Origin of the sequence: Nonomuraea sp. NPDC048916 (genome assembly GCF_040649575.1) — a bacterium.
GTDB lineage: Bacteria > Actinomycetota > Actinomycetes > Streptosporangiales > Streptosporangiaceae > Nonomuraea.
This window is the reverse complement of the sequence record NZ_JBEZFS010000002.1, coordinates 258,681-283,893: the sequence shown is the minus strand read 5'-3', so window position 1 is coordinate 283,893 and position 25,213 is coordinate 258,681. Positions and strand designations below refer to the sequence as shown.

At 71.4% G+C, this 25,213-nt stretch carries 23 protein-coding genes; 4 read left to right on the top strand and 19 right to left on the bottom strand.

Annotated elements, in window-relative coordinates; genetic code table 11:
• The 4 genes from AB0C16_RS02950 to AB0C16_RS02935 form a co-directional block, all read right to left on the bottom strand.
• On the bottom strand, positions 1 to 187 hold a 187-nt coding region (locus AB0C16_RS02950; RefSeq protein ID WP_357678213.1), incomplete at its 3' end, for a hypothetical protein.
• Positions 184 to 1,050 (bottom strand): sugar ABC transporter permease, encoded by an 867-nt coding sequence (locus tag AB0C16_RS02945; RefSeq protein ID WP_357678211.1) that lies wholly within the window; start codon positions 1,048 to 1,050, stop codon positions 184 to 186. The genes AB0C16_RS02950 and AB0C16_RS02945, both read right to left, overlap by 4 nt.
• 25 nt (positions 1,051 to 1,075) lie before the next feature.
• On the bottom strand, positions 1,076 to 2,320 hold the full coding sequence (locus tag AB0C16_RS02940) for a sugar ABC transporter substrate-binding protein (protein WP_357678209.1): 1,245 nt from the start codon (positions 2,318 to 2,320) through the stop codon (positions 1,076 to 1,078).
• Between the two features lie 87 nt (positions 2,321 to 2,407).
• Positions 2,408 to 3,619 carry a DegT/DnrJ/EryC1/StrS family aminotransferase gene (locus AB0C16_RS02935; protein WP_357678207.1) on the bottom strand — a complete coding sequence of 404 codons (1,212 nt, stop codon included), beginning with the start codon at positions 3,617 to 3,619 and terminating at the stop codon, positions 2,408 to 2,410.
• A gap of 29 nt (positions 3,620 to 3,648) precedes the next feature.
• Between AB0C16_RS02935 and AB0C16_RS02930 the strand changes: the two genes are divergently transcribed.
• Positions 3,649 to 4,884, top strand: a complete 1,236-nt coding sequence (locus AB0C16_RS02930; RefSeq protein WP_357678205.1) for a hypothetical protein — start codon at positions 3,649 to 3,651, stop codon at positions 4,882 to 4,884.
• Positions 4,885 to 4,956: 72 nt separating this feature from the next.
• Here the strand turns inward: AB0C16_RS02930 and AB0C16_RS02925 are convergent, their stop codons facing one another.
• From AB0C16_RS02925 to AB0C16_RS02900, 6 genes are all read right to left on the bottom strand, one after another.
• Complete coding sequence (locus tag AB0C16_RS02925; protein ID WP_357678203.1) at positions 4,957 to 6,012, bottom strand: dihydrodipicolinate synthase family protein; 1,056 nt, start codon at positions 6,010 to 6,012, stop codon at positions 4,957 to 4,959.
• Between the two features lie 44 nt (positions 6,013 to 6,056).
• On the bottom strand, positions 6,057 to 7,064 hold the full coding sequence (locus AB0C16_RS02920) for an NAD-dependent epimerase/dehydratase family protein (protein WP_357678202.1): 1,008 nt from the start codon (positions 7,062 to 7,064) through the stop codon (positions 6,057 to 6,059).
• A 77-nt stretch (positions 7,065 to 7,141) separates the two neighbouring features.
• Positions 7,142 to 8,026, bottom strand: a complete 885-nt coding sequence (locus AB0C16_RS02915; RefSeq protein WP_357678200.1) for a Gfo/Idh/MocA family oxidoreductase — start codon at positions 8,024 to 8,026, stop codon at positions 7,142 to 7,144.
• A gap of 91 nt (positions 8,027 to 8,117) precedes the next feature.
• Positions 8,118 to 9,926: a hydantoinase B/oxoprolinase family protein gene (locus AB0C16_RS02910; RefSeq protein ID WP_357678199.1), complete on the bottom strand. Its 1,809-nt coding sequence runs from the start codon at positions 9,924 to 9,926 to the stop codon at positions 8,118 to 8,120.
• Positions 9,919 to 11,922, bottom strand: a complete 2,004-nt coding sequence (locus AB0C16_RS02905) for a hydantoinase/oxoprolinase family protein (protein WP_357678198.1) — start codon at positions 11,920 to 11,922, stop codon at positions 9,919 to 9,921. The genes AB0C16_RS02910 and AB0C16_RS02905 overlap by 8 nt, the downstream gene beginning before the upstream one ends.
• A 6-nt stretch (positions 11,923 to 11,928) precedes the next feature.
• Positions 11,929 to 12,303, bottom strand: coding sequence for a hypothetical protein (locus AB0C16_RS02900; RefSeq protein WP_357678196.1), 375 nt, complete (start codon positions 12,301 to 12,303; stop codon positions 11,929 to 11,931).
• A 154-nt stretch (positions 12,304 to 12,457) separates the two neighbouring features.
• Between AB0C16_RS02900 and AB0C16_RS02895 the strand changes: the two genes are divergently transcribed.
• Positions 12,458 to 13,267: a thymidine kinase gene (locus AB0C16_RS02895; protein WP_357678238.1), complete on the top strand. Its 810-nt coding sequence runs from the start codon at positions 12,458 to 12,460 to the stop codon at positions 13,265 to 13,267.
• A 34-nt stretch (positions 13,268 to 13,301) separates the two neighbouring features.
• On the opposite strand, the gene AB0C16_RS02890 is transcribed toward AB0C16_RS02895, so the two are convergent.
• The 3 genes from AB0C16_RS02890 to AB0C16_RS02880 form a co-directional block, all read right to left on the bottom strand.
• The gene (locus tag AB0C16_RS02890) at positions 13,302 to 13,970 is read right to left on the bottom strand and encodes a DsbA family oxidoreductase (protein ID WP_357678195.1); all 669 of its coding nucleotides are present in this window, start codon (positions 13,968 to 13,970) and stop codon (positions 13,302 to 13,304) included.
• A gap of 86 nt (positions 13,971 to 14,056) precedes the next feature.
• On the bottom strand, positions 14,057 to 14,953 hold the full coding sequence (locus AB0C16_RS02885) for a hypothetical protein (RefSeq protein ID WP_357678193.1): 897 nt from the start codon (positions 14,951 to 14,953) through the stop codon (positions 14,057 to 14,059).
• 51 nt (positions 14,954 to 15,004) lie between these two features.
• A complete protein-coding gene (locus AB0C16_RS02880; protein ID WP_357678191.1) occupies positions 15,005 to 15,703 on the bottom strand; it encodes a carbon monoxide dehydrogenase subunit G in 699 nt (232 codons plus the stop codon).
• 254 nt (positions 15,704 to 15,957) lie between these two features.
• On the opposite strand from AB0C16_RS02880, the gene AB0C16_RS02875 reads away from it, so the two are divergent.
• On the top strand, positions 15,958 to 17,349 hold the full coding sequence (locus tag AB0C16_RS02875) for a cytochrome ubiquinol oxidase subunit I (protein ID WP_357678189.1): 1,392 nt from the start codon (positions 15,958 to 15,960) through the stop codon (positions 17,347 to 17,349).
• Positions 17,350 to 17,359: 10 nt separating this feature from the next.
• Positions 17,360 to 18,244 carry a cytochrome d ubiquinol oxidase subunit II gene (cydB, locus tag AB0C16_RS02870; protein WP_357678187.1) on the top strand — a complete coding sequence of 295 codons (885 nt, stop codon included), beginning with the start codon at positions 17,360 to 17,362 and terminating at the stop codon, positions 18,242 to 18,244.
• 60 nt (positions 18,245 to 18,304) lie between these two features.
• Here the strand turns inward: cydB and AB0C16_RS02865 are convergent, their stop codons facing one another.
• The 6 genes from AB0C16_RS02865 to AB0C16_RS02840 all read right to left on the bottom strand — a co-directional run bounded on the left by AB0C16_RS02865 (position 18,305) and on the right by AB0C16_RS02840 (position 25,135).
• The gene (locus tag AB0C16_RS02865; protein ID WP_357678185.1) at positions 18,305 to 18,754 is read right to left on the bottom strand and encodes a hypothetical protein; all 450 of its coding nucleotides are present in this window, start codon (positions 18,752 to 18,754) and stop codon (positions 18,305 to 18,307) included.
• Between the two features lie 111 nt (positions 18,755 to 18,865).
• Positions 18,866 to 19,999: a leucine-rich repeat domain-containing protein gene (locus AB0C16_RS02860; protein ID WP_357678183.1), complete on the bottom strand. Its 1,134-nt coding sequence runs from the start codon at positions 19,997 to 19,999 to the stop codon at positions 18,866 to 18,868.
• 18 nt (positions 20,000 to 20,017) lie between these two features.
• Positions 20,018 to 22,366: an aerobic carbon-monoxide dehydrogenase large subunit gene (gene cutA, locus AB0C16_RS02855; RefSeq protein WP_357678182.1), complete on the bottom strand. Its 2,349-nt coding sequence runs from the start codon at positions 22,364 to 22,366 to the stop codon at positions 20,018 to 20,020.
• A 4-nt stretch (positions 22,367 to 22,370) separates the two neighbouring features.
• Entirely contained in the window at positions 22,371 to 22,847 is a 477-nt protein-coding gene (locus tag AB0C16_RS02850) for a (2Fe-2S)-binding protein (RefSeq protein ID WP_357678180.1), read from the bottom strand.
• 9 nt (positions 22,848 to 22,856) lie between these two features.
• Entirely contained in the window at positions 22,857 to 23,726 is an 870-nt protein-coding gene (locus tag AB0C16_RS02845; protein WP_357678178.1) for an FAD binding domain-containing protein, read from the bottom strand.
• Positions 23,723 to 25,135, bottom strand: a complete 1,413-nt coding sequence (locus AB0C16_RS02840; protein ID WP_357678177.1) for a solute carrier family 23 protein — start codon at positions 25,133 to 25,135, stop codon at positions 23,723 to 23,725. The genes AB0C16_RS02845 and AB0C16_RS02840 overlap by 4 nt, the downstream gene beginning before the upstream one ends.
• Between the last annotated feature and the right edge of the window lie 78 nt (positions 25,136 to 25,213).

Sequence of the window (25,213 nt, the reverse complement as noted above, 5' to 3'; positions counted from 1 at the left end):
ACGCCGCCACCTGGGGCATGGTCTTGTTCGCGATCGTGCTGGTCGTGTCGCTGATCCAGCGCCGCTTCCTGGACCGGGGGAACACATGACGCCGACCGTGCTCCGCGACCGGAGACAAGCGCCCGCGCGGCCGTCCGGCGTCCTGCGCGGGCCCTTGTCTCCGGTCGCGGAGCACGGTCGGCGTCATGTGTTCCCCCGGTCCAGGAAGCGGCGCTGGATCAGCGACACGACCAGCACGATCGCGAACAAGACCATGCCCCAGGTGGCGGCGTAACCGAAATCGAACGAGCGGAAGCCGTGGTCGTAGATGCCGTAGATGAGCGTGTAGGTGGCCCTGGCGGGGCCGCCGCCGGTCATCACGTAGATCGTGTCGAAGACCTGGAAGGCGCTGATGGTCTCGATCACCAGGACGAAGAAGAGCGTGGGCTTGAGCAGGGGCAGCGTGATGCTCCGGAACCGCTGCCACGCGCTCGCCCCGTCGACCGTGGCCGCCTCCAGGTAGGAGGCCGGAATCGACTTGAGCCCGGCCAGCAGGATCAGCATGGAGTAGCCGAAGCCCTTCCACACCGACACCACGGCCAGTGCGGGCAGCACCAGCGACGTCTGCTCCAGGAACGCCACCGGCCCGAGGCCGGCCTTGTCCAGCAGGCCGTTGATCAACCCGTCGAACTCGTAGATCCAGCGCCAGATGATGCCCGCCAGCACGAAGCTGGTCACGTACGGCAGGAACAGCATGCCGCGGAACAGCCCGCGCATGAAGACCACCTGGTTGAGCAGCAGCGCCGTGCCGAGCGAGACGAGCAGCGTGAGCGGTACGTAGATCGCGCCGTAGACGAGCGTGACCCGCAGGCTGAGCCAGAAGTTCACGTCGTCCAGCAGACGGGCGTAGTTGTCCGCGCCGACGAAGCTCCACTCGCCGCCGATGTTCCAGTCGGTCAGGCTCATGCCCGCCGCCCCCAGCGAGGGGAAGATCCGGAAGATCAGGAAGAGGACGAGCGCGGGGAGCACGAACAGCAGCCCGGTGGCCGGGTCACGCAAGCGGTGGCGCACGGCGTTCCTTTCTTGTGGGTCCTGCTCAGCCGCCGCTGCCCAGCAGGGTGGTTGCCTCGTCGGCAGCCGCGTCCAGGGCCGTCTTGGCGTCCTCCTTGCCGAGCAGGGCCGCCTGGATGTGCGGGGCGATGAGACCCATGATCTGGCGGGCCTTGGGGTGGGTGTCGCCGGGGAAGGCGTACTCCAGCGACTTGGCGAACTCCTGGGCCTCAGCCGACTGGTCCGGCACCGTCACGTCGGTGCGCGCCGGGAAGAAGCCCGACTCCTTGGCCAGGGCGGCGGCGGCCTCCGGCGAGGACAGGTAGGCGGCGAACTTCTTGGCCGCGTCCTTGTTCTCGGAGTGCTTGGCCAGCACGAGCCCGCCGGGAATGCCGAACGCGACCCGCTTGGTGCCCTCCAGCGGCAACCCGATGCCGACGTTCTCGGCGCCGATGGCGGTCCCGAGCTGGACGGCCTGCAGGGCGGTGGCCGCGTGGTACATGGCGGTCTTGCCGCCGGCCAGCGCGCCGCCCTCGATGTCGTTGCCCTTGCTGGCCGCGTTCTCCGGCAGACCGCCGGCCGCCTTGAGATCGAGCAGGAGTTGCAGGCTCTCGACGCCCTCGGGGCCGTTGAAGGCCACGCTCTTGCCGTCGGGAGCGAAGACGCTGCCGCCGTTGGCCCACAGGAACGGGTAGAAGCTCTGGTTCAGGCTGACCTCGGGTTTGCCCGGGTAGTCCAGGATCGCGACCTTCTTGGCGGCCAGCTTGGGAGCGGCCTCCTTGAGCTCGGCCAGCGTCTCGGGCACCTTGTCCACGCCCGCCTCGGCGAACAGCTTCTTGTTGTAGATGGGGGCGGTGATCGTCTGATAGATCGGGACGCCGTAGAGCTTGCCGTCCACTGTCAGCGCGGTGAGCGAGTTGGGCAGGTACGCGGCCTTGTCCGGGGCCACCAGATCGTCGAGGGCCTCGATGGTGCCCTGCTGGGCGTACTGCGGGATCTGGTCGGGGCCGAGCACCACCAGGTCGAAGCCCTTACGCGAGACCAGAGCGGTGGTGATCTTCTCCTGACGACCCTCCCACGGCTGCTGGTCGATCTTGACGTCGACGGTGGGGTTCTTGGCCTCGAAGTCCTTCTCGACCTTGGCCCAGAACGCCTGGTTCTTGGCCTGGTCGCTGATGACGGGGTACATCCACAGGGTCACGGTGCTCTTGTCCGAACCGCTGGATGATCCGCACCCGGCGGCGGCGACGCTCAGAGCGAGTGCGACGCCGGCTGCCGTGGTCTTCCTCATGGCGCGACATCCTTTCGTTTAATACCGGTCCTGACCGAAACCTAGTAATGCGTGTTAGTCGAGTCAATGGCTGATACATGACCGTAACTACGGCCGAGGCCGAAATCTCATGATCTCGCGCGCCACGAGGCTGACGTGATCAGGGGTGTAGTTCTCGTTCCAGTCGATGACCAGCAGCGTCCGGCCGACCATCCGCTCGGCCTCCGGGCAGGAGCGGGGCGCGTAGCCCTCCAACGGAAAGCGAGAGCTCCCGTACACCGGCCCGGCCCACACCGGCGCGTGGTTCAGCGGCTGGTCCAGATAACCGGCCCGCGCCGGAATCCCGGCCTCCCGCAGCCGCGCGGCCAGCTCCGGCGCCTCTCCCCCGGGCAGCACGATCGGGAACAGCCACCAGGCATGCCCCTCCTCCCGCGGTGTCCAGAGTCCCGGCACCCCCTCCAGGGCCCGCAGGAGCAACCGGGCGGTCCGGCGGCGGGCCGCGACCACGCCGGGCAGCTTGGCCAGCTGCGCCCGCGCGACGGCGGCCTGGAGCTCGGTCATCCGGTAGTTCAGTCCGAAGGAGGCGTGCGAGCGGCCGGCCGCGCGGTCCCAGCCCTTGTCCGAGAACAGCCGCATCCTCCTGGCCAGCTCGTCGTCGCCGGTGAGGGCCAGGCCGCCGTCGCCGCAGGTGATGTGCTTCCACTGCTGGAGGCTCAGGCACGCCACGTCGCCCACCGTTCCGGCCAGCCTCGTCCCGGCCGACCCCGTAGCGGACACGCCGGATGTGCCGGACGTGCCGGACGTGCCGGACGTGCCGGGCAGTTCGGTGAGCCATGCCTGGGCACAGTCCTCGATCAGCGCCAGGCCGTGCGCGTCGGCCAGCGCGCGCAGCTCGTCCACCCTGGCCGCCGCCCCGAACAGGTGCACCGCCATGATCGCCCGGGTACGCGGCCCGATCAGCTTCGCGACCGCCCCGGGATCCAGATTGCCGTCAGAAGGATCAACGTCCGCGAAGACAGGAACCGCGTTCTGCGCCAAGATGGGGGCCACAGTCCCGAAGTCCGTGATCGGCGTCGTGATGATCTCGTCTCCGGGATCCGGCGCGGCGGCCACGACCGCAAGATGGAGGGCAGCGGTGCCGGAGCTACACGCGATCGCGTGGCGCACGCCGTACCTCTCGGCGACCTCGCGTTCGAGTGCCCGCGCCTCGGTGCCCCACACCGCGCTGAGCATGCCGGAGCGGATCACCCGCTCCGCGGCGGCCACCTCCTCGTCACCCAGGGTGCGGCCATCGGCCTCGGCCATGGACGGAAACTTCATTGAGCACCTCACAAGATACAATTGCGGTCTTGACCGAAACGAGCGAGAGGGAGGCGGGTGTGGCGATCGTCATCGGTGTCGTCGGTCCGCATGACCTGGTGGACCAGGTCGCGGCCACGTGCGAGGAGCAACCCGGCGTCAGCGCGCTGCGGCTCGACTACGACCACGAGTCGCAGGCTCCCTCGATCGTCGAGGCGCACGCCTCCGCCGTCGAGGGCTGGCTGTTCACCGGCATCGTCCCCTACATGCTCACGCGCGACGCCGAGGCGCTGACCCGGCCGGCGGCGTTCGTCGACTACTCCGGCGCGACGCTGCTCAGCGCCCTGGTACGCCTCCAGCACCAGGGCCAGGATGTGACCCACCTGTCGATCGACACGCTGTCGGCGAGCGACGTGACGGCGACGTTCGCCGAGGCCGGGCTGCCGACCGAGTCGCTGCGCACGCTCCCCTACTGGCCCGGGATGACCTCCAGGAAGGCGATCGCCTTCCACCGGCGCGGCCCGGAACACCCGGTGATCACCTGTCTCAGCTCGGTGCACGAGGCGCTCCGCGACGACATGCGCGTGCTGCGCCTCGCGCCGTCGGTGCATTCGGTCCGGGTGGCGCTGCGCCAGCTGCTGCTGACGGCCGAAGGCCAGGCCCAGGAGGACGCCCAGATCGCGCTCGGGCTGATCGAGGTGCGCAACGAGGACGGCCTGCTGCGCGAGGCCACCGCGCTGGGCGGCACGATCGCCGCCTTCCGCGGCGGCACCCACCTGCTGGTGACGACGCGCGGCCCGCTGCACGACGCCACGGGCGGCTTCACCGGCCTGCCCATGCTGGGCCGGCTGGCGGCCCAGAACGACATGGTCCGCGTCGGTTTCGGGCTGGGCCGCAGCGCCGCGGAGGCGGAGAGCCTGGCCCGCCGCGCCCTGGCCAGGGCGCGGCGCATCGGTGACGTGGCAGCGGTCCTGTCGCTCAGGGCCGACACGGACATCGTGCTGGAGTCGGCTCCCACCGGCCCCGCGGCGCAGCAGAACCTCTCGGTCATCGCCCGCCGCGTGGGCCTGTCGGTACCGACCCTGGAACGGCTCCTGGAGGCCCGGGATGCCGCCGGCGACACGCCGCTGACCACCCGCGAGATCGCCGATCGCCTCGCCATCCAGCAACGCACGGCCCGCCGCATGCTGCACCGCCTGGAGCTCGCGGGGCTGGCCGAGCGGACGGGCAACCTCACCAGCGGCTCCAGCGGCCGCCCGCTCACCCTCTACCGCCTCACCCTCTGACCCGCCTGACGCCGGCCCGCCCGCGGGTGGCCCGGCGGGGCGGCCGGCGTGAAGTGAACGGACGCTCACGGGTCAGGAGAGCCAGCGGCTCAGGCCGTCGGAGACGAAGTCGTCGTCCCGGAGCCACGGGTAGGCGGCCCAGATCCGATCGATCTCCGCGTGCTGCCCCGGCGAGAGCTCCTCCGCCGGGTCGAGACACCAGCGCCCCGCCAGCAGCCCCTGGCGGCGCAGCACCTCGTGGATCCCCGGGACACACCCGTGAAAGGCGTTGGCCGTGTCGAAGATGGCCGCGTTCGCGTCGGTCAGGTGGCCGTCCAGGGTGAGCAGCCGCCGCACCGCGGCGTCGTCACCCGAGCGGGCCGAGGTGGCCTCCTCCAGCAGCTCGACCGCCCGGCGCACCCAGACCGCCCACTGACCGAGCAGCCCGCCGACGAACTCGACCTCCACCTCGCGCCCGTCGATCACGACCCGGTGCGTGGTGATGAGATCCGTCAGGATGTGGTCGTCGTTGCCGGTGTAGAGGGCGACCTCGCCGGCCCGTCCGGCCCGCGCCACGCCGTGCAGGACGTCGAGAGTCCGGTAGCGGTCGAAGGGGGCGACCTTGATGCCCACCACCGACTCGATCGCCGCTAGCCTTGTCCAGAAATTTCGCGACAAGGGGCGTCCGCCCACGGCGGGCTGCAGGTAGAAGCCGATCACCGGCAGCACCTCGCCCACCGCCCTGGCCCGTTCGATCAGCCCGTCCTCGTCGAGCTCCCGGTAGGGGCTGAGCAGCACCATGTGGTAGCCGAGCGACCTGGCCAGCTCGGCCTCCGCGACCGCCTGCGCGGTCGGCCCGGTCGCGCCGGCCACCAGGACGACCTCGCGGTCGTACTCCCCGGCCGTGCGCGCGGCCAGGTCGAGCACGGGCGCCAGCAGGTCCGTGCCGTGGATCGCGAACTGCGTGGTGTGCACGCCCACCGCGAGCCCGCCCGCGCCCGCCTCGACGTAGTAGCGGGTCAGGGCCCGCTGGCGCCGCTCGTCGAGCCGCCGATCCTCGGTCAGCGCGAGCGGATGCGCCGGGATCACCAGGCCGCGCCTGAACAGGTCGCGCACGGACGTCTGCGCCTCTGGAGCCGTGCTGAGCACGTCAGTCCCCTCTTCCGTGAAATGAGTTGATATCGGGCACGCGGTCAGAAGCGGCCGTCACGCCGTTCGAACTTGGTCGGCTTGCCGAGCAGCGGCCCGCCGCCGGCCACCCACCGCGCGGTGTGCTCGATCAGTTCGGCGGGTGTGAGCTCCGGGTAGCCGAACAGCCGGTGGCACCGGGAGGCGTTCGACAGCAGCGCCGTCGGCGCCTCCTCCCCGGTGAACACCGGCTCCTTGCCGAGAGCGGCGCCCAGCGCCTGAGCCGCCTGCCGTACCGAGATCAGCTCGGGGCCGGTGACGTTGAGCACGTACGGCGGAGCGGAGGCGAGCAGCAGCGAGCGGAGCACGACCTCGTTGGCATAGCCCTGCCAGACGACGTTGACCTGGCCGGTGGCGAGGTCGACGGGCTCACCCGCCAGCACCTTCTGGGCCAGGTCGACGAGCACGCCGTAGCGGAGCTCCACCGCGTAGTTGAGCCGGATCAGCGACATGGCCGTGCCGTTCGTCTCGGCGAAGTGCGACAGCACGCGCTCACGGCCGAGGCAGCTCATCGCGTAGTCGCCGACGGGGCCCACCGGGGAGTCCTCGGTGCTGCCGCCGCTCGTGACGGGGACCAGCGGGTAGACGTTGCCGGTGGACAGGGCGGCGATGCGGCTGCCGGAGAACCGGTCGGCGACCCGGCCGGGCAGGTAGCCGTTGGTGAACCAGGTGGCGTGCTCGCGGCCCTGGGTGCCGAACTTGGCGCCGACCAGGAACACCACGTTCGGCGCGTCGGGCAGGTCGCGCAGCGCCCGCTCGTCGGCCACGTCCGCCGCCACCACGGTGGCACCCGCGTCCCGCAGGGCCTCGGCGAGGCCGGGCTCGGAGAAGCGCGACACGGCGATGATCCGCCGCTCGCCTCCGGCCGCGTTGAGCGCCAGCCGTACCAGGCTCGGCCCGAGCTTGCCGCCGGCGCCGAGGATCATGATGTCGCCGTCGAGCCGGCCGAGATCGCCGACGAGCCCGGCGCTCGGCCGGGCCAGCCGCTCCTCGAGTTCCGCTGTCGTCCGCACGCGTCCCCCTCTGTCCACAAGTAACGGTCCAGACCGTAACTGGGTCAGAGTCCGGCTGTCAACGGGCCGGGGCTCGCTCAGGTGTTCTCGCGCGCGTGGACGAGGACGTCGAGGATGGCCCTGGTCTGCGCCCACGGCACCGGGCTCGGCGCTCCGGCGACCATCGACAGGAACGCCTCGACCGTCGCTTCGTAGCCGAGCCCCTTCATGGGGTCGTCGCCGCTCTCGATCACGATCGTCTCGCTGCCGTCGCGCCCGTGCAGGGTGACGGTGTAGGACTCGTCATCGGACACGCCGAGGATCTCGACGACGCCGGTGATGCCGTTCGACCAGCGCAGCGCCATGACCGCGGTGTCCTCCGAGCGCAGCGTCCCGTAGTGCCGCCTGGACCCGGCCGCGCCCGCCAGCCGCACCTCGGGCCCCAGCAGCGCGACCAGCAGCTCGACGCCGTGGATCCCCATGGTCACCATCGTCCCGCCGCCCTGCTCGGGGGTGTCCTGCCAGGCGTTGTAGCCGGTGGCCCAGAGCCCCACGTCATGCCGTACGGTGGCGCGCACGGACAGCACCCGCTCCGGGTCGGCCCGGACTCCCGCGAACGCCGGCGCGAACCTGAGCACCGAGCCGGACATCACCCGATCGTGGATCGGCAGCCGGTCGAGCCGCTCCAACTGCTCACGGGTGGCGGCGGCGGGTTTGTTGAGGAAGCACGCCGCCCCGGTCTCCAGGACGGCCGCCAGCGCCCCGGGCACGTCGGGAGTGGGCACCGTGAGCACCACCCCGTCGGGCTCGGCCGCCAGCAGCTCCGCCAGGCCGGGCACCACCGTGGCGCCGGGGTGCTCCTCGGTGAAGCGCCGCAACCGGTCCGCGTCCTTCTCCCACACCACCAGTTCGGCGTGCCGGGCGAGGGTGCGGGCGTCGGCGTAAGGATGGCTGGTGGCGAGACCGGCGAGCGCGATGCGCACGGTTTTCTCCGTTTCAGGCGGCAAGTCCGTATCCGTAAAGGGAGACCATCATGCCAGCCGGCCGTCCGGCGCATCCGGGCGACGGAACTCCTTACAACTCGTCCACCTCGGCGTGCGTGCGGCCACCGGAGAGTCTCGGGTAGCCGGGGCCGCGGTCGAAGAAGCGGCCGGCGGCGGGGCGCAGGTTGGCGCGGAGCTGGGCGGTGCCCTGCTCGTCGATGCGGTCGCCGTCGAGCACCACCCCGTAGTCTCCGAGCGCCCCCGCGATGGAGACCTTGCCGTCGCGGACGTCGGCGGCCACCGCGCGCGGGTCGCGGTCGTAGGGCGAGCCCCAGCCGCCGCCCCCGGTGGTGCGGATGCGGATGATCTCGCCGGCCTGCACCGGGTGGTCGTCCACCAGGCCCTCCATCTCCTTGCCGGCGATCTCCACCCGGAACGGGCGCCCGGCCAGGCCGCCGTTGACGCCCCAGCACGACAGGATCGAGCGATCGGCGATCGACATGTACGAGGCGTCGCGCAGCATCCGGATGTGCTTGTCGTAGCCGAGCCCGCCCCTGAACATGCCCGGCCCGCCCGAGTCGCAGGCCAGGGCCAGCCGCTCGACCCGGAACGGCCAGCGGGCCTCGGCGAACTCGACCGGGATGTTGCGCGAGTCGGGCACCACGTGGATGGTGTCCTCGCCGTCGGCGTACCAGCGCCCGCCGGAGCCGCCGCCGAGGACCTCGCGCATCAGGTAGGGCCGGCCTTCGGCGTCGGCGCCGTAGACGCCGGTGTAGCGGATGGTCTCCTGGTCGGCGGGCATGCGGCCGCCCGTGGCCTTGGCCAGCACGCCGGCGAGCACGCCGAGCAGGCGCAGGATGACGAAGGTCCGGGCGTTGGTGGGGGCCGGGAAGACCGGGGTGAGCAGCGTGCCCTTGTCCGGGAAGATCATCTTGATCAGGGGGACGACGCCCTCGTTGACGTCCAGCTCGGCCATGCGCTCGGGGCTGTCGGCCAGGTTGCGCAGGATCGGGGCCAGCCACTTCTTCAGGAACACGCCGCCGGCGTAGTCGCCCGCGTGGTTGATCGGCCCTTTGGCCTGCGGTGACGTGCCGGTGAAGTCGATCGTCAGCGGAGATTCGGCGGCGTGGTCGACGGTCAGCGTGATGCGCTGGGTGTGCAGCCGGGGCTCGTCGACGCCGTCGTGCTCGGCGTAGTCCTCCCAGGTGTAGGTGCCCTCGGGGATCTTGGCCAGCAGCTCGCGGCGGAACGTCTGCGTGGTCTGGTCGATGATCGCGTCGAAGCACTCCTCGACGGCGGCCCGGCCGTACCTCTCGAAGAGCTCGCCGAGGCGGCGCGCGCCCATCAGGCAGGCCGAGCACTCGGCGTCGAGGTCGCCCGCGAGCGAGTCGGGCATCCGCGAGTTGCGCGTCATGATGCGCAGCGCGGCCTGGTTGGGCACGCCCTCGTCCCACAGCTTGATCGGCGGGACCATCAGGCCCTCCTCGAACACGCTGCGCGCGTGCGAGGGCATGGAGCCGGGCACCGACCCGCCGATGTCGTCGTGGTGGCCGAACGCCTGCACGAACGCCACGACGGCGCCCTCGTGGAAGACCGGGACCGTGACGCACAGGTCGGGCAGGTGGCCGATGCCGCCCTCGGACAGGTAGACGTCGTTGTGGAAGTAGACGTCGCCGGGCTTCATCGTGTCGATCGGGAAGTCACGGACCACCGGCTGGACGAGCGCGCTGTAGGAGCGGCCGGTCAGCTTGCGCAGCCGGGCGTCGTGGATGCCGGCCCGGAAGTCGTGGGCGTCGCGGATCATCGGCGACCGCGCGGTGCGCGCGATCGCGGTCTCGACCTCCTTCTCCACCGAGGCCAGCGTGCCCTCGACGATCTCGACGAGGATCGGGTCAGCCACGCCGCACCTCCACGTTGCCGTACTCGTCCACCTTCGCGGTGAAACCTGGGTGGATGGGAATGGTCGAGCCGTACTCCTCGATCACCGCCGGGCCCTCGACCACCGCGCCGGGGTCGAGCGCGGCCCGCTGGTGGATCGGGGTGTCGTGCGGCTCCTCGAAGTGCACCGGCCTGCGCACCGCCGTCGGCTCCACCTTCTGGTAGGGCCTGCGCCTGATCGCCGGGCGGGTGATGGGCCCGATGCCGGAGACCCGGAGGTTGACCCATTCGACCTGGTGCCGGGGGTCGTCACGGTAGGCGTAGCCGTACAACTTGTCGTGGGCGTCGTGAAAGCCCTCGATCACCCGCGCCCGCCAGTCGTCGTCGAGAGGACCGGACGGCACCGGGACGCGCACCTCGTAGGCCTGGCCGTAGTAGCGCAGGTCGGCGCTGCGGGCGTAGACCGGGTCGTCGAAGCCCTCGCGGTCGAGCGCCTCAGCGGCCTCGCCCTCCAGCTCGCCGTAGATCCGGGCGGCGGTCTCCAGGGACAGGTCACGGGTGACGTACGTGCGCACGTAGTCGTTCTTGACGTCCACGGTGAGCAGGCCGAACGCGGAGACGTTGCCCGGGTCGGGCGGGACGACCACCGCGGGCAGCCCGAGGATGTCGATCAGCCGGCAGGCCAGCAGCGGCCCGGACCCGCCGAACGTCACCAGCGGGAAGTCGCGCACGTCGAGCCCGCGCTTGACGGTGAGCCGGCGGATCGCGTTGCTCTGGTTGAACGCGCTGATCTCCAGGATGCCCGTCGCGGTGCGCTCGGGCGCGAGGCCGAGCTTGTCGGCCAGCGCCTCGATGCCGGCCCGCGCGGCGTCGGCGTCGAGCGGGATCTCGCCGCCGAGCAGGTGGGGCGGGATGCGGCCGAGGAAGACGTGCGCGTCGGTGACCGTCACCTCGGTGCCGCCCCTGCCGTAGCAGAGGGGGCCGGGGTCTGCGCCCGCCGACCTGGGCCCCACCTTCAGCGTGCCCTCGGGCGAGATCCAGGCGATCGAGCCGCCGCCCGCGCCCACGGTCACGATGTCGATCATCGGGATCTTGCACGGATAGCGGCCGACGGAACCCTCCGTGGTGATCGAGGGCTCGCCGTCGATCACCACGGCGACGTCGGTGGAGGTGCCGCCGCCGTCGAGCGTGATCACCGACGGATGCCCGGCCGTGGAGGCGATGAGCGCCGCGCCGAGGGCACCGGCGGCGGGCCCCGACAGCACGGTGGTGATCGGCTGGTTGACCACCTCGCGCGCCGACAGCACCCCGCCGTTGGACTTCATCACCGAGAACGGGATGCCGAGGCGTCCGGACAGGTTGGCGATGTAGCGGCGCATGGCCGGCTTGACCGCGGCGTCGACGAGCGTGGTGACCGAGCGTTCGTACTCGCGGTATTCGCGCAGCACGTCGCTGGAGATCGAGACCACGGCCTCCGGATGCTCGCGGGCCAGCACGTCGCGCATGCGGCGTTCGTGCTCAGGATTGGCGTAGGAGTGCAGGAAGCACACGCCGATCGAGGTGATGCCCCTGGCCCTGAACCAGCGGGCCACCTCGACCGCCTGGTCCTCGGCGAACGGCCGCACCTCCGCGCCCAGGTGGTCGAGCCGTCCTCCGACGGTCTTCACCAGGTGCACCGGCACGATCCTGGGCGGTTTGACCCAGAAGTAGGAGTTGCCGTAGCCGTCGGGCACGCTCTGCCTGGCGATCTCCAGGATGAACTCGAAACCCTCGGTGGTGATGAACCCGAGATCGGCGATCCGGTCCTCGAGCAACTGGTTGGTGGCCACGGTGGTGCCGTGGACGATCGAGCCGACGTCCAGCTCGCCCAGCTTCTCGATGCCCGTGACGAACCCGTCCGCCGGGTTGGCGGGCGTGGAGGGGGTCTTCGTGGTGACGATCTCACCGGTCTGCTCGTCCACCGCCACCACGTCGGTGAAGGTGCCCCCGGTGTCGACTCCGATACGGACGCTACGCATGGCTCCTCAGATTCGGCGTCGGCCGAGAACTTCGTCGATGACGCGGGGCGCGTTCGCCGTGCCGACATAGGCGGCGAGCCGGATCACCAGCTCGTTGGAACGAACCAGTTCGGCCTCCACCCTGGCCTTCCCCGACTGCCCCGCCTGCACCCCGAAGTACGCCCCGATGATCGTTCCTATCACTCCGGCCACCCCCGCGAACAGGGCCGCGAACTGACCGGTGGCGAAGACGGCGGCGCCGAAGGCCACGAGGACCGCGACGATGCCCGTCAGGACCACGTAGAACCCGTAACGCCATCGCGCGGCGTCGGCCTGTGCCGCCGTGATGTCGTCGGGCGTCATCAGCGCTTCGAGCGCCGCGGGGGGCTTGTCTGTTACCACGCCTGCCTCCTGATGCTTCAGGGGAGAAATGTCCCACGAGGTCAGGGAACAAGCCAACCGAGCGCCGCCACGCCCGCCGCCGTCACCGCGACGGCGGCCCACGTGGCGGCGCCCGCCTCGAAGCCAAACGATAATGTGGCACCCCGTGATCGAGATGTCCGCCTTGTCAGCCGTGCCGTCCGGCTCCCGCGATGCCGTGCTGAAGTTCTACTTCGGCCCCATGGACTGCGGGAAGTCCACGCTGGCCCTGCAGATGAACTACAACCACGGCCGCCAGGGCAGGCGCGGGCTGGTGCTGACCAAGCACGACCGGTCGGGCGGGCCCAAGGTCACCAGCAGGATCGGGCTCGGCCTGGAGGCGATCGAGGTGGTCGACTCCCTCGACCTGGTGGAGCTCGTCACCGGGCACGACCGGATCGACTACCTGATCTGCGACGAGGCCTGCTTCTACACGGTCGAGCAGATCGAGCAGCTGGCGGACCTGGTCGACGAGCACGGCGTCGACGTGTACGCCTTCGGCCTGGCCTCGGACTTCCGGTCGGTGATGTTCCCGGCCGCTCAGCGGCTGTTCGAGCTGGCCGACGAGGTGTGCCGGCTGCAGGTCGAGGTGCTGTGCTGGTGCGGGCGGCCCGGGCTGCTGAACGGCCGGATCGTGGGCGGCCGGCTGGTGCGCACGGGCGAGCAGGTCGTGATCGGCGACACCGACGCGTCTCCGGTGCGCTACCAGGTGCTCTGCCGGCGCCACCACCGCTCGGGCCTGCTCGGCGAGGGCCCCGGGCGACCGGCCCCCCCGACGGGCGATCGTCCGATCGGAGATCGGCCCGTCGGGAAGGCGCCGGTCGGGGATCGTCCCGTCGGAGATCCGCCGGTCGGGGATCGGGTCGTCGGAGATCGGGTCGTCGGAGATCGGCCCGTCGGGGATCCGCCGGAGGCGCCGGTCGGGGAGGCGGGCGTCGCTCGCTGACGGCGATCGCCGGGGTGGCCGGCGAGATCGTCTCTCAGACGGCGCAGAAGCCGTCGTCACAGCCGTCGGCGGGGGCGGCGAGCTGGGTGACGGGGGTCTGACCGGTGCGTTCGGCGACCTCGTCGATGGCGGCCGAGAACGTCTCCTCCGGCTGCGCGCCCGACACCGCGAACTGGCCCTCGAACAGGAACAGCGGCACACCGGAGATGCCCAGCCGCCCGGCCCGGCCGAGCTGGGCCCGCACCTCTTCGGCGCCCTCGCCGGTGTCCCGCACTCCCGCCTCGGCGGCCAGCCGGGCCAGCACCGCGGGATCCGCGACGTTCAGCCCTTCGGTGAAGTGGGCGCGGAACAGGCGCTCGGCCAGCTCCTCGCCACGGCCCTGCCCGGTCGCGACCTCGATCAGGCGGTGCGCCTCGAACGTGTTGGCGCTGATCGCCTCGTCGAAGCGGAGGTCCAGGCCGTCTCCGGCGGCCGTCTCGGTGACCCGGGAGGTCATCTGGCGGGCGTTGCCGCCGAACTTGCGCTCCAGGGCCGCGAGCAGCGGCTCTCCCTCGGCGGGGGCGTCGGGGGACAGCTGGTAGGGGCGCATGGTGATCTCGATCGTGCCGCCCTTGGCGCGGAAGCGCTCCGCGGCCCGGGCGAAGCGGACGTGTCCGATGTAACACCAGGGGCAGACGATGTCCGAAAATATTTCAACCTTCATGTTTCCGCACAACCACCGGCCGCTCCGGGCGATTCCCGGCTCAGCCGGCCGCCAGCTCCTCCTGCCGGAAGGGGCAGGCTCCCGGCTCAGCCCGCCGCCAGCTCCTCCAGCCGGAAGGGCAGGTAGGCCGAGTCGTCCACCAGCGCCGAGGCGCCGCGCCACCAGCCGAACCACTCGCCGCTGCGCCACATCCAGTCGACCCGCTCGATCGCGGCCACCACGTCGCCGACGGTCCGCCACCGCTCGCCCAGCTGCTCACGGGTGGCGCCGTGGCGCATGGCCCAGGCGCGCAGGATGCCGACGGCGGCGGAGTCCACCTCGCGGGCGTAGGGGTCGGGCTTCTCACCGGGCAGCCGGTGCGGGCCGAGCCCGGCGGCCACGCCCCAGCTCCACTGGGCCTCGGCCGGGCGGGAGTAACGCAGCGACTGGAAGTCGAGGTTGGATCCCAGGTCGTCGTCGGGCCTGCGCGTGACGACCGCGTCGAGCCGGCCGCCGGCGTCGAAGTGCACGACGAGCCGCTGACCGGGCCTGACCCCCGGCGGCAGCGCGAAGCGGTCCTCGGCGTGCCAGGAGTTGAGGTCGACCTCGGCGACGGGCCGGCCCCAGAGCTGGTCGGCGGCGTCGTCGGAGATCCACGCGGCCAGCATCTCCAGCGCGGTGAGGTCGGTCCACGGCTCGATCGCGACGGACGTCTCCAGCACCTCGTCGGGGGCGGGCAGCTTGCCGTCCCTGGCCTGCTGCCACCAGGCGGCGCCCAGCTCGCGGGTGCCGACCAGCAGCGCGGCGACGGCCGCCAGCTCGGCCGACCGTCTGGTGAGCGACGCGCCGAGCGCCAGGTCGAGGCAGCGCCCGGTCCGCTCGTCGCCGAGCACCGGGCGCGCGTCGGCGATCAACGCCTCGGCCGTCGGACGCTCCTCGCCCAGCAGGTTGCGCACGACTCGCCTGGCCTCGGTCCGAGCGTCTTCAGCATGTGCCTGCCGCATACAGCCACGCTACGCCCGGAGATCCTTTTCCGCGAGAGCCGGGGGAGGTGGTCAGCGGCCCCGGCCTCGCCCGAGCAGCCAGCCCAGGGCCACGCCGGCGAGCGCCACGCCCGCGCCCATGCCGAACGAGGCCAGCATCGTCCACGGTCTCGTCCCGGCCGCGGGCTCGGCCCGGCGCCCGGCGGGACGCTCGTACACCACGGCGCCGGCCCGCCCGGCCGCCTCACCGCCCGCGAGCCCGGCTGCTTCGGCTGCTTCGGCTGCTTCGGCTGCTTCGGCGGGAAGGGCCGTGCCCACCTCCCCCACCGCGACGGGAGCGCACAGGTGCTGCTCGACGGCGGCGAAGAACTCGCCCGCGGTCCTCTTGGCCACGGAACCGAGCATGCGCTGGCCCACGCCGCCGATCATGCCGCCGATCACCGCGTCGGCGTCGTAGTCGACCCGGGTCCCGCCGTCGATCTCGCTGAGCCGTACCAGCACGGTGGCGTCCACCGTCCCGGGAGCCCCCTGGCCGCGCGCCCGCAGCACGAAGCGCTCCGGCGCGAGCGGCTCGGCCAGCGCCACCTCACCCTGGTAGAGGCCCTTGATGGAGGCGACTCCCGCGGTGACCGTCATTCTGTAGGTGTCGGGCCCGCTCTCCTCCAGGCGCTCACAGCCCGGGATGGTGCGCACCAGCACCGCCGGGTCCTGGAGCGCGGCCCATACTCGATCTCTCTCGACGCCGATCACGGCGCTGCCTGCGACCTTCACATCGCCACTCTAGGGACGGGCTCCCGCTCCGATAAGGGCAACACCTGCCAGTTGGACGATCGGTGGTCCTCCGCGGGAGGTAGCCGGACATCAGCCCGCCGGGTGACGCGGCGTCGTGACCTCCTGCGACATGCTCGATAGCACCGATACGAGTGCGTGTGTGACCAAGGTCGCATCGCGTTGCTCTACAACGCGTAGTACTACAATAAGTAGATCGCACTATGGCCTGTAGAGCTCAGCAGCTGGGTGGGGGAATGGACGCGCTTGATCTCGCGCGGTGGCAGTTCGGCGTGACCACCGTTTATCACTTTCTGTTCGTGCCGTTGACGATCGGGCTCGGCGTCTTCGTGGCCGGACTGCAGACCGCGTGGCACCGGACCGGCAAGGAGCACTACCTGCGGCTGACCAAGTTCTTCGGGAAGCTCTTCCTGATCAACTTCGCCATGGGTGTGGTGACGGGCATCGTGCAGGAGTTCCAGTTCGGGATGAACTGGAGTGAATACTCCACGTTCGTCGGTGACGTGTTCGGCGCGCCGCTCGCCTTGGAGGCGCTGCTGGCGTTCTTCATGGAGTCCACGTTCATCGGGTTGTGGATCTTCGGCTGGGACCGGCTGCCGAAGAGGGTGCACCTGGCGTGCCTCTGGGCCGCAGTCATTGGGTCCAATTTGTCGGCATATTTCATCCTTGCGGCCAATGCCTGGATGAAGCATCCCGTCGGCTACGAGGTCGTGGACGGCAAGGCCAGGATGACCGACCTGTGGGCTGTGCTCACCAACTCCACCGCGCTCGCCCAGGTGCCCCACGTGGTGGCCTCGGCGTTCATCGTGGCGGGCGGGTTCGTGCTGGCCGTGTGCGGCTACTGGCTGCTGCGGACGAGGAACGAGAACAGGAACGAGAACAGGAACGGGAAGAGGAGCGAGACGAGGAACGACATGTGGCGCGGCGCCGCGCGGGGCGCGCTGGTCATGACGGCGATCGCGGGGGTCGTCGTCGTAGGCAGCGGCGACATGTCCGCCAAGCTCGCGTTCGAGCAGCAGCCGATGAAGCTGGCCTCCGCCGAGGGCCTGCGCCACGACACCGCCGGCGCGCCGTTCTCGGTCGCGCCCGGCATCGAGATCCCCGGCGTGCTCAGCTTCCTGTCCACCGGCGACTTCGGCGCCACCGTGCAGGGCACCGAGAACCTGCAGCAGCGGTTCGAGCAGGAGTTCGGGCCCGGCGACTACCGGCCCGACCAGGCCGTGGTGTTCTGGTCCTTCCGGCTGATGATCGTTTTCGGGATGGCCACGGCCGGCCTGTCGGTGCTCGGCCTCTGGCTGACCCGGCGCGGGCGCCCGATGCCCCGCTGGCTGTCCAGACTGTTCGTGCTCGCGCTGCCGCTGCCGCTGCTGGCGGTGACCGCCGGCTGGCTGCTGAGCGAGGTGGGGCGCCAGCCGTGGACGGTCGCGGGTGAGCTGCTGACCGCCGCGAGCGTCTCCCCCGGGGTCGGCCTGACCGAGGTGGCCGTCTCACTGGCGATCTTCACGCTCCTGTACGGCGCACTCGCGGTGGCCGAGGCCGTACTCCTGACCAGGCACGTCCGCAAGGGCCCCGAGGAGCCGCGGCGCGTGGCCGTGGCCGAGCGGCGCGAGCCGTCGCTCATGTACTGAGGTGGAGACCGTGATCGACCTGTGGTTCGTCATCATCGCCTTCCTGTGGACCGGCTACTTCGTGCTGGAAGGCTTCGACTTCGGCGTCGGGCTGCTGTCGCCGTTCGTGAGCGCCAACGACGAGGAGCATCGGCAGGGCCTGGCGACGATCGGCCCGGTCTGGGACGGCAACGAGGTGTGGCTGATCACCGCCGTGGGCGCCATGTTCGCCGCCTTCCCCGCCTGGTACTCCGGCCTGTTCAGCACCTTCTACCTGCCGGTCGTGCTCATTCTGGTCGGGCTCATCGTGCGCGGCATCGGGCTGGAGTGGCGGAGCAAGGTCTCCTACCCGGCCTGGTGCGACCTCGGCATCGTGATCGGCAGCGCGCTGCCGGCGTTCCTGTGGGGCGCGGTCTTCGCCAACCTGCTGTTCGGCAGCGCGGTCGCGGCCCTGGTGGGCGGGATTTTCACGCTGGGGCTGTGCGTGCTGCACGGCGCCGTCTTCCTGGCCCTCAAGACCGGCGGCGAGGTGCGCCGGCGCGCCCGGGTGGCGGCGCTGGCCGCGAGCGTGGTGGTGCTGCCGCTGGCGGTGGTGGCCCTGTCCAGCCTCGACTCGGTGCCCGCCCTGGTCGCCATGGGGGCGCTGGCCGCGGCGGCCGCGCTGATCTGGCGCCACCGGGAGGGCTGGGCGTTCACCGCGACGGCGGCGGCCATCGTGCTGACCTCGGTGTCGGTCTTCGCCGACCTCCGCGGTGCGCCGCTGCCGGGGCTCACGCTGGCCGAGGCGGCCTCCGGGCCCTACACGCTGACCATGCTGAGCTGGATCGGGCTGATCGCGCTGCCGTTCGTCCTCGTCTACCAGGGGTGGACGTACTGGGTGTTCAGGAAGCGCGTCCAGGTGGCGCCGGCCGGTTAGGAGGCTGGGGCGACCCGGGCCGCCCCAGCCGGTCCATCCCGCCCAGGCCGGGTCAGCCGGTCAGCCGATCGTCTCCATCTTCTTGGTGCGGTGGTCCTTGAGGTGGAGGTCGCCGCCGAGCCGCTCCTTGAGCGAGTCCAGCACCTTGCGGCTGGACAGCACGGTCCACAGGTTGCCGACCAGGTGCGGGTTGTACTCGGGCGCGATGTCCATCCAGGCGTCCTTGCCCGCCTGGCTGGTGAACGTGGTGACGAAGAACTCGCCGTCCTTGGTCTTGCAGTAGCCGGTGCGGATGTCCTCGGCGTCGACCTGCATCCGCGGCTTGCAGCCGACCTTGGCGGAGAGCTGCTCGACGGAGAGCTTCTCCTTGGGCGCGTCTGAGGGCTGCTCCGCGTGCTGCTCGCCGGCCGCGGCGTAAGCGCCGCCGGCCCCGCCCCCGCCATCGGGTGCGCAGGCGGCAAGTCCGACCAGCAGCAGCGCAGAAGCGGCCAGACGTGGAAATGTCGTCATGTGCCGAGATACGCAGCCCTCCCGGCCCGGGTTCACCTACGAACCGAGTTCACCTCGGGCTTGGTTCAGGCCCGCGTTCAGACCAGACCCGCGTTCAGACCAGACCCGGGTTCACGTCAGGACGACGCAGCCGCGTTCGCGGAGACGGCGCACGACCTCCCGCTCGCCGTCGAGCTTGTTCCAGCGCAGGTCCAGCTTCTCCAGCGCCGGCAGCCCGGCCAGGTCGTCCGGCAGCGTCCTGAGCCGGTTGGCGCGCAGGTCGAGATGGGTGAGCCGGGTCAGCCCGGCCAGCCCGGCGGGCAGCGCGCCGAGCTGGTTCCCGCGCAGGTCGAGGTGGCGCAGCTCGCCGAGCCGGGTGATCGACGCGGGCAGCGCGGTCAGCAGGTTGCCCTTCAGGTGCAGCTCGCGCAGCCGGCCGAGGTCGCCGATCGCGTCGGGCAGCGCCTCCAGCCGGTTGTTGTAGAGCCGCAGCTCCACCAGCGACGCCATCCGGCCCAGCGCCTCGGGCAGGCGCGTCAGCCGGTTGTCGGTGAGGTTGAGGTAGGCCAGCCGGTCGAGCCGGCCGATCGCGGCGGGCACCTCGGTGAGGCGGTTGTCGCTCAGGTAGAGGTAGCCGGTCAGGTTCAGGTCGCCCAGCTCGGGCGGGATCGCGGTGAGCCGGTTGTGGCCGAGGTCGAGCATCCGCAGGCGGCCCAGCCCGCTGACGGCCGGGGACAGCTCGGTGAGCTCGTTCTCGGCCAGGTTGAGCGACTCCAGCCGGGCCGCCTTCCACAGCGACTCGGGCACCCCGGTCAGCCGGTTGCCGCCGGCCGACAGGTGCCGCAGCCGGCCGCCGAACCGGCCGGGCAGCGTCTCGATCGCGTTGCCGTACAGGAAAAGCGCCTCCAGGTGGGGCGGGCAGGCGGGGACGGTCGTGAGCCGGTTTCCGTCGAGATGCAGCGCGCGCAGCGCGGTCAGGCCGGTGAGGCCGGGCAGGGCGCGCAGGCGGTTGCCGTCGAGCCGCAGCTCGGCCAGCGACCGCAGGCCGCCGATCCACGGGGGCAGCCCGGCCAGTTCGTTCCAGGCCAGGTCGATCAGCCGCACCCCGGCGAGCTCGGCCGGGCCGCCGGGCACCGACGCCAGGCCCGCGCCGGGCGCCCGCAGCTCCGTCACCTCGCCGCCGGCCCGCACGTATCGCACCGCCGCGCCACCCGCCCGCACATATCGCACCGCCGCGCCGTCGCCCCGCGTGGACCGCTCCGCCATGCGGCGATCCTGCCATGATCACTGGCGGAGGTCGTACAGCTCCGACGGCGAGATCGGCATGCGGTCGATCTCGATGCCCTCGGCGTCCTCGACGGCCGAGGCGATCACCGCGGAGACCGGGATCACGCCCGCCTCGCCGGCGCCCTTGATGCCCAGGGGGTTCAGCGGCGACGGCGTCTCCAGGTGGGCCGTCTCGACGTGCGGGATCTCCGTCGCGTACGGCATCAGGAAGTCCATGAACGAGGCGTTGAGCAGCTGGCCGTGCCCGTCGTAGACCATCCGCTCGTACAGGGCGCCGCCGATGCCCTGGGCCACCCCGCCGTGGATCTGCCCTTCGACGATCATGGGGTTGATCAGCCGGCCGCAGTCGTGCACCACCGCGTAGCGCACCACCCTGATCTCGGCGGTCTCCGGGTCGGTCTCGACGATGGCGGCGTGCATGCCGGAGGCGAACGTGGACCTGATCGGCGAGTAGTAGTCGCGCCCCTCCAGCCCCGGCTCGTCGCCCTCGGCGACCGGCGGCCGGTCCGGCGAGGCGGTGCCGGAGAACTGGGTGGCCCGGGCCGCCTCCTCGTCGAACGCGTAGCGCAGCGGGTTGGCCAGCACCGCGACCGTGGCCAGCGGGATCGACGCCGACGGCGCGCCCACGACGTGCACCAGGCCGTCGGTGATCTCCAGGTCGGCGGGGTCGGCCTCCAGCGCGTCGGCGGCGATGCGCAGCGCCTTCTCGCGGACCTTGCGGCAGGCCAGCGCGATGGCGTTGCCGCTCATCACGGCGGCCCGCGAGGCGAACGTGCCGACCGCGTAGCCGAACCTGCGCGTGTCGCCGGTGACCACCGAGATCCGCTCGATCGGCACGCCCAGCTCGGTGGCCGCGATCTGGGCGAACACGGTCTCGTGGCCCTGCCCCTGTGAGGTGAGCCCGGTCGAGACGTGCACCCGGCCGTCGGAGGTGATCTGCACGTGGCCGCCCTCGTAGGGGCCCACGCCGGTGCCCTCGACGTAGCAGCCGATGCCGATGCCCCGGCCGGGGGCGGGCCGGAAGTCGTCCCAGCCGATCAGCTCCTTGAGCATGCGGAGCATCTCGGGGTAGTCGCCGCTGTCGTAGATGAGCGGCCGGCCGTCCTGGAAGGTCATCTTCTGGTCGTACGGGAACTCGTCGGGGCGGATGAAGTTGACCTCCCGCACCTCGGTGCGGTCCTTGCCCAGGTAGCGGGCGATCTTGTCCATCGTCCGCTCCATGCAGAACACGCCCTGCGGCCGGCCGGCTCCCCGGTAGGGGGTGACCTGCACGGTGTTGGTGTAGATGGCGCTGAACTCGACCCGGTAGGCGCCGATCCGGTAGGGCCCGAGCAACTGGGTGGAGGTGATGATCGGCACGATGATCCCGTAGGGGGTGTAGGCGCCGTGGTCGTGCAGGATCGTCACGTCGAGGCCGAGGACGCGTCCGTCGTCGTCGAACCCGACCCTGACGTGCTGCACCTGGCCGCGTTCGTGCGCCGAGGAGACGAAGTGCTCGCGCCGGTCCTCGGTCCACTTGACCTCGCGGCCGAGCAGCATCGCCGCCCACGGCACCAGGATCTCCTCCGGCCACGGGTGCACGATCTTCACGCCGAACCCGCCGCCCACGTCGGGCGCGATCACCTCGACGTGCGGCAGCGGCAGGCCGAGCGCGGCGGCGATGGCCATGCGGACACTGGTGGAGGTCTGGGTGCTGGAGTAGACCCGCAGGTCGGTGCCGTCCCAGCGGGCCAGCACGCCGCGGCCCTCCAGCGGCATGCTCGCGCTGCGCTCGATGTCGAGCCGGAAGGACAGGGTGTGCGGCGCGGCCTCGACGGCCTCGGGAGCGCTCAGGCCCGCGGCCGAGCTGACCTCCTGCACCAGGTGGGCGCCCACGTTGCCGGGCACGTCCTCGTGTACGAGCTGCGCGCCGTGCGCCGCCTCCTCCAGGCCGACGACCGGCTTGAGCGGCTCGTAGTCGACCTCGATCAGCGCGCAGGCGTCCTCGGCCAGGTAGCGGTCGGCGGCCACGACCATGACGACCGGCTCCCCCACGTGCCGGACGATCTCCCTGGCCAGCGGGTAGGCGGTGCGGCCGTGGGTGAGCGCGGGGTGCGGGATGAGCAGCGGCAGCGGACGTCCGACCCGCTCGGGCAGGTCCTCCCAGGTGTAGACGGCGACCAGGCCCTCGACGTCGAGGGCCGCGGTCACGTCGATGTCGCGGATGCGGGCGTGGGCGTGCGGCGACCGCACGAACGCCACGGCCAGCGCGTCCGCCCCCAGGTCGTCGAGGTAGCGGCCCTGGCCGGTGAGCAGCCGCGGGTCCTCCCTGCGCTGCACCGGCTCCCCGAACAGCCTGGTCGTCATCGGATCACGTCTCCTCGGCCAGCAGCTCGGCGGCGCGGTGGACGGCCTTGGTGATGTTCTGGTAGCCGGTGCAGCGGCACAGGTTGCCGGAGATGCCCTCGCGCACCTCCTCGTCGGTCGGCGCGGGGTTGTCCCGCAGCAGCGCGGTCACCGTGCACAGGAAGCCGGGCGTGCAGAACCCGCACTGCAACCCGTGGCACTCCGCGAACGCCCGCTGCACCGGCGAGAGCCCGTCGGGCCCGGCCAGCCCCTCCACCGTGGTGATCTCGTGCCCGTCCACCGTCACCGCGAACGTCAGGCACGACCGCACCGGCAGGCCGTCGAGCAGCACCGTGCAGCACCCGCACACCCCGTGCTCGCAGCCGACGTGGGTGCCGGTCAGGCCCAAATCGTGGCGCAGGCAGTCGGACAGCAGCCGCCGTCCCGGCACCCGCACCCGCCGCGCGTCGCCGTTGACGACCAGCGTGATCTCGTGCTCCACTGCCCTCCCTCAGTCCGCGGCGGCCTCGCGGGCCGCCTCTCTCAACGCCTGCCCGGCGAGCACACCCACCAGATGCCGGCGGTACGCGGCCGTCGCGTGGATGTCGTCGTCGGGCTCCGTGCCCTGCCGCACGGCCCGGACGACCGCCGCCCAGTCGGCCGTGGCGGCGGGGCGGCCGTCGCACTCCGGGGTCACGTCCACCACGATCGGCACCGGGCCGACACCGATGCAGGACACCCGGGCCGAGCCGATGCGCTGGTCGTCGTCCAGCGTCACCACGGCGCACACCCCGGCCAGCGCGTAGTCGCCGTGCCTCCTGGCCACCTCCCGGAACGCCGTCCCCGACCGCTCAGGAAGCGCCGGGAAGTGCGCCGAGACGGCCAGCTCGCCCGGCTTCACCGCCGACTCCATGGGGCCGGTGAAGAACTCCGCGGCGCTCACGTCCCGCACGGCGGGCGCGCCGGCCGTCGCGTCGTCTCGCGCGAGCCGTACGGAACCGTCGAGGACGGCCAGCACGGCGGGTAGTTCGGCGGCCGGGTCGGCGTGCACCAGGCTGCCCACCACCGTGCCGCGGTTGCGGATCACGGGGTGGGCGACGAGCCGGAGCGCCTGGCCGAGCAACGGGTGCGCGCCGGAGTGCTCCACCGTGGAGTGGCGGGCCAGCGCGCCCACCGTGACGCCCTCCGGGGTCGTCTCCACCGTGGCCAGCGACTCGATCCGGTTGATGTCGACCAGGTGCTCCGGCGCGACCAGCCGCATGTTGAGCAGGGGGATCAGGCTCTGGCCGCCGGCGAGCACCTTGCCGTGCGCCCCGGCGAGGGTCTCCAGCGCCTCGCCGAGGTCACGAGGAGCGTGGTACTCGAACGACGGCGGTTTCACGTGACGTCGCTCCCGACCGGCACGGGCGACCTGCGGGCGATGACCCGCAGCAGGTGGTAGCCGCCCACCACCACGATGGTGCCGAGCGCGATGCCCTCCAGCCTGAAGTCGCCACTGATCGTCTGCATGACGGGTCCGATCGCCAGGATGATGCCCGCGCCGATCGGCACCATGTTGACCGGATCGGCGAAGTCCACTCGGTTCTCGACCCAGATCTTGGCGCCGAGGAGTCCGATCATGCCGTAGAGGATCACGGTGACGCCGCCCAGCACGGCTCCCGGCGTGGCGGACACCAACGCGCCGAACTTCGGGCTGAAGCCGAACGCGATCGCGATGACGCCGGCGATGTAGTAGGCGGCCGTGGAGTAGACCCGGGTGGCCGCCATGACGCCGATGTTCTCGGCGTAGGTGGTGGTGGGCGAGCCGCCGACCGCGCTGGTGAGCACCGTGGCCACGCCGTCGGCGCCGATCGCGCGGCCCATGTAGGGGTCGACGTCGGTCCCGGTCATCTCGCCGACGGCCTTGACGTGGCCGATGTTCTCGGCGATCAGCACGATGACCGCGGGCAGGACGAGCAGCACGGCCGAGAACCTGAAGTCGGGCGCGAAGAGGTTGGGCGGGCCGAACAGGTCGGCGGAGCTGAAGGTGGAGAAGTCAACCCGGTCGTGCGTGAACGCCGTGGCCAGGCAGTAGGGCCCCTCCGGCGCGCACACGGCACCGGCCGCGTCACGCAGGTTGGCGCCGGGCAGCACGGAGGTGATCTGCCCGATCGTCTTGTCCAGCACCAGGGACAGGAGGAAGCCCACGATCAGCCCGACCAGCACGCCGATCCGCCCGATGAACCCCTTGAACGCGACCACGAGCACGAACGTCACCACCATCGTGATCAGCGCGACCCACTGGTCCTGCGGCCAGTAGACGTCGGCCACCACGTAGGCCAGCCCGAACCCGATCAGCATGACCACCGCGCCGGTCACCACCGGCGGGAAGATCTTGTGGATGACGCCGACGCCGAGGAAGTGCACGGCCAGCCCGACGAGCGCGAGCACGAACCCCGCGACCAGGATCGCGCCGGTCACGATGGCGTCGGCCCCTGCCGTGTCGCCGCCGAACAGCGCCCTGATCGCCAGCACCCCGCCGACGAACGACGCGCTCGTGCCCAGGTAGCTGGGCACCTTTCCCTTGACGATGAGCAGGAACAGGATGGTGGCGAATCCCGACATCATGATCGCGGTGTTCGGGTCGAGCCCCATCACCAGCGGGAACACGAACGTGGCGCCGAACATCGCCACCACGTGCTGGGCCCCGAACCCGATCATGCGCGGCCAGCTCAGCCGCTCGTCCGGTCTGACCACCTCACCGGGAGCCAGATGCTTGCCGTCACCGTGTTTGGTCCAGCCGAAAACCATGAAAGCCCCTCATCAGCCGGGCCGTCGGACAGGTGGCCGCCCCGCAGGCTCCTCCGCGGCGGTACTAAACCATTGCGG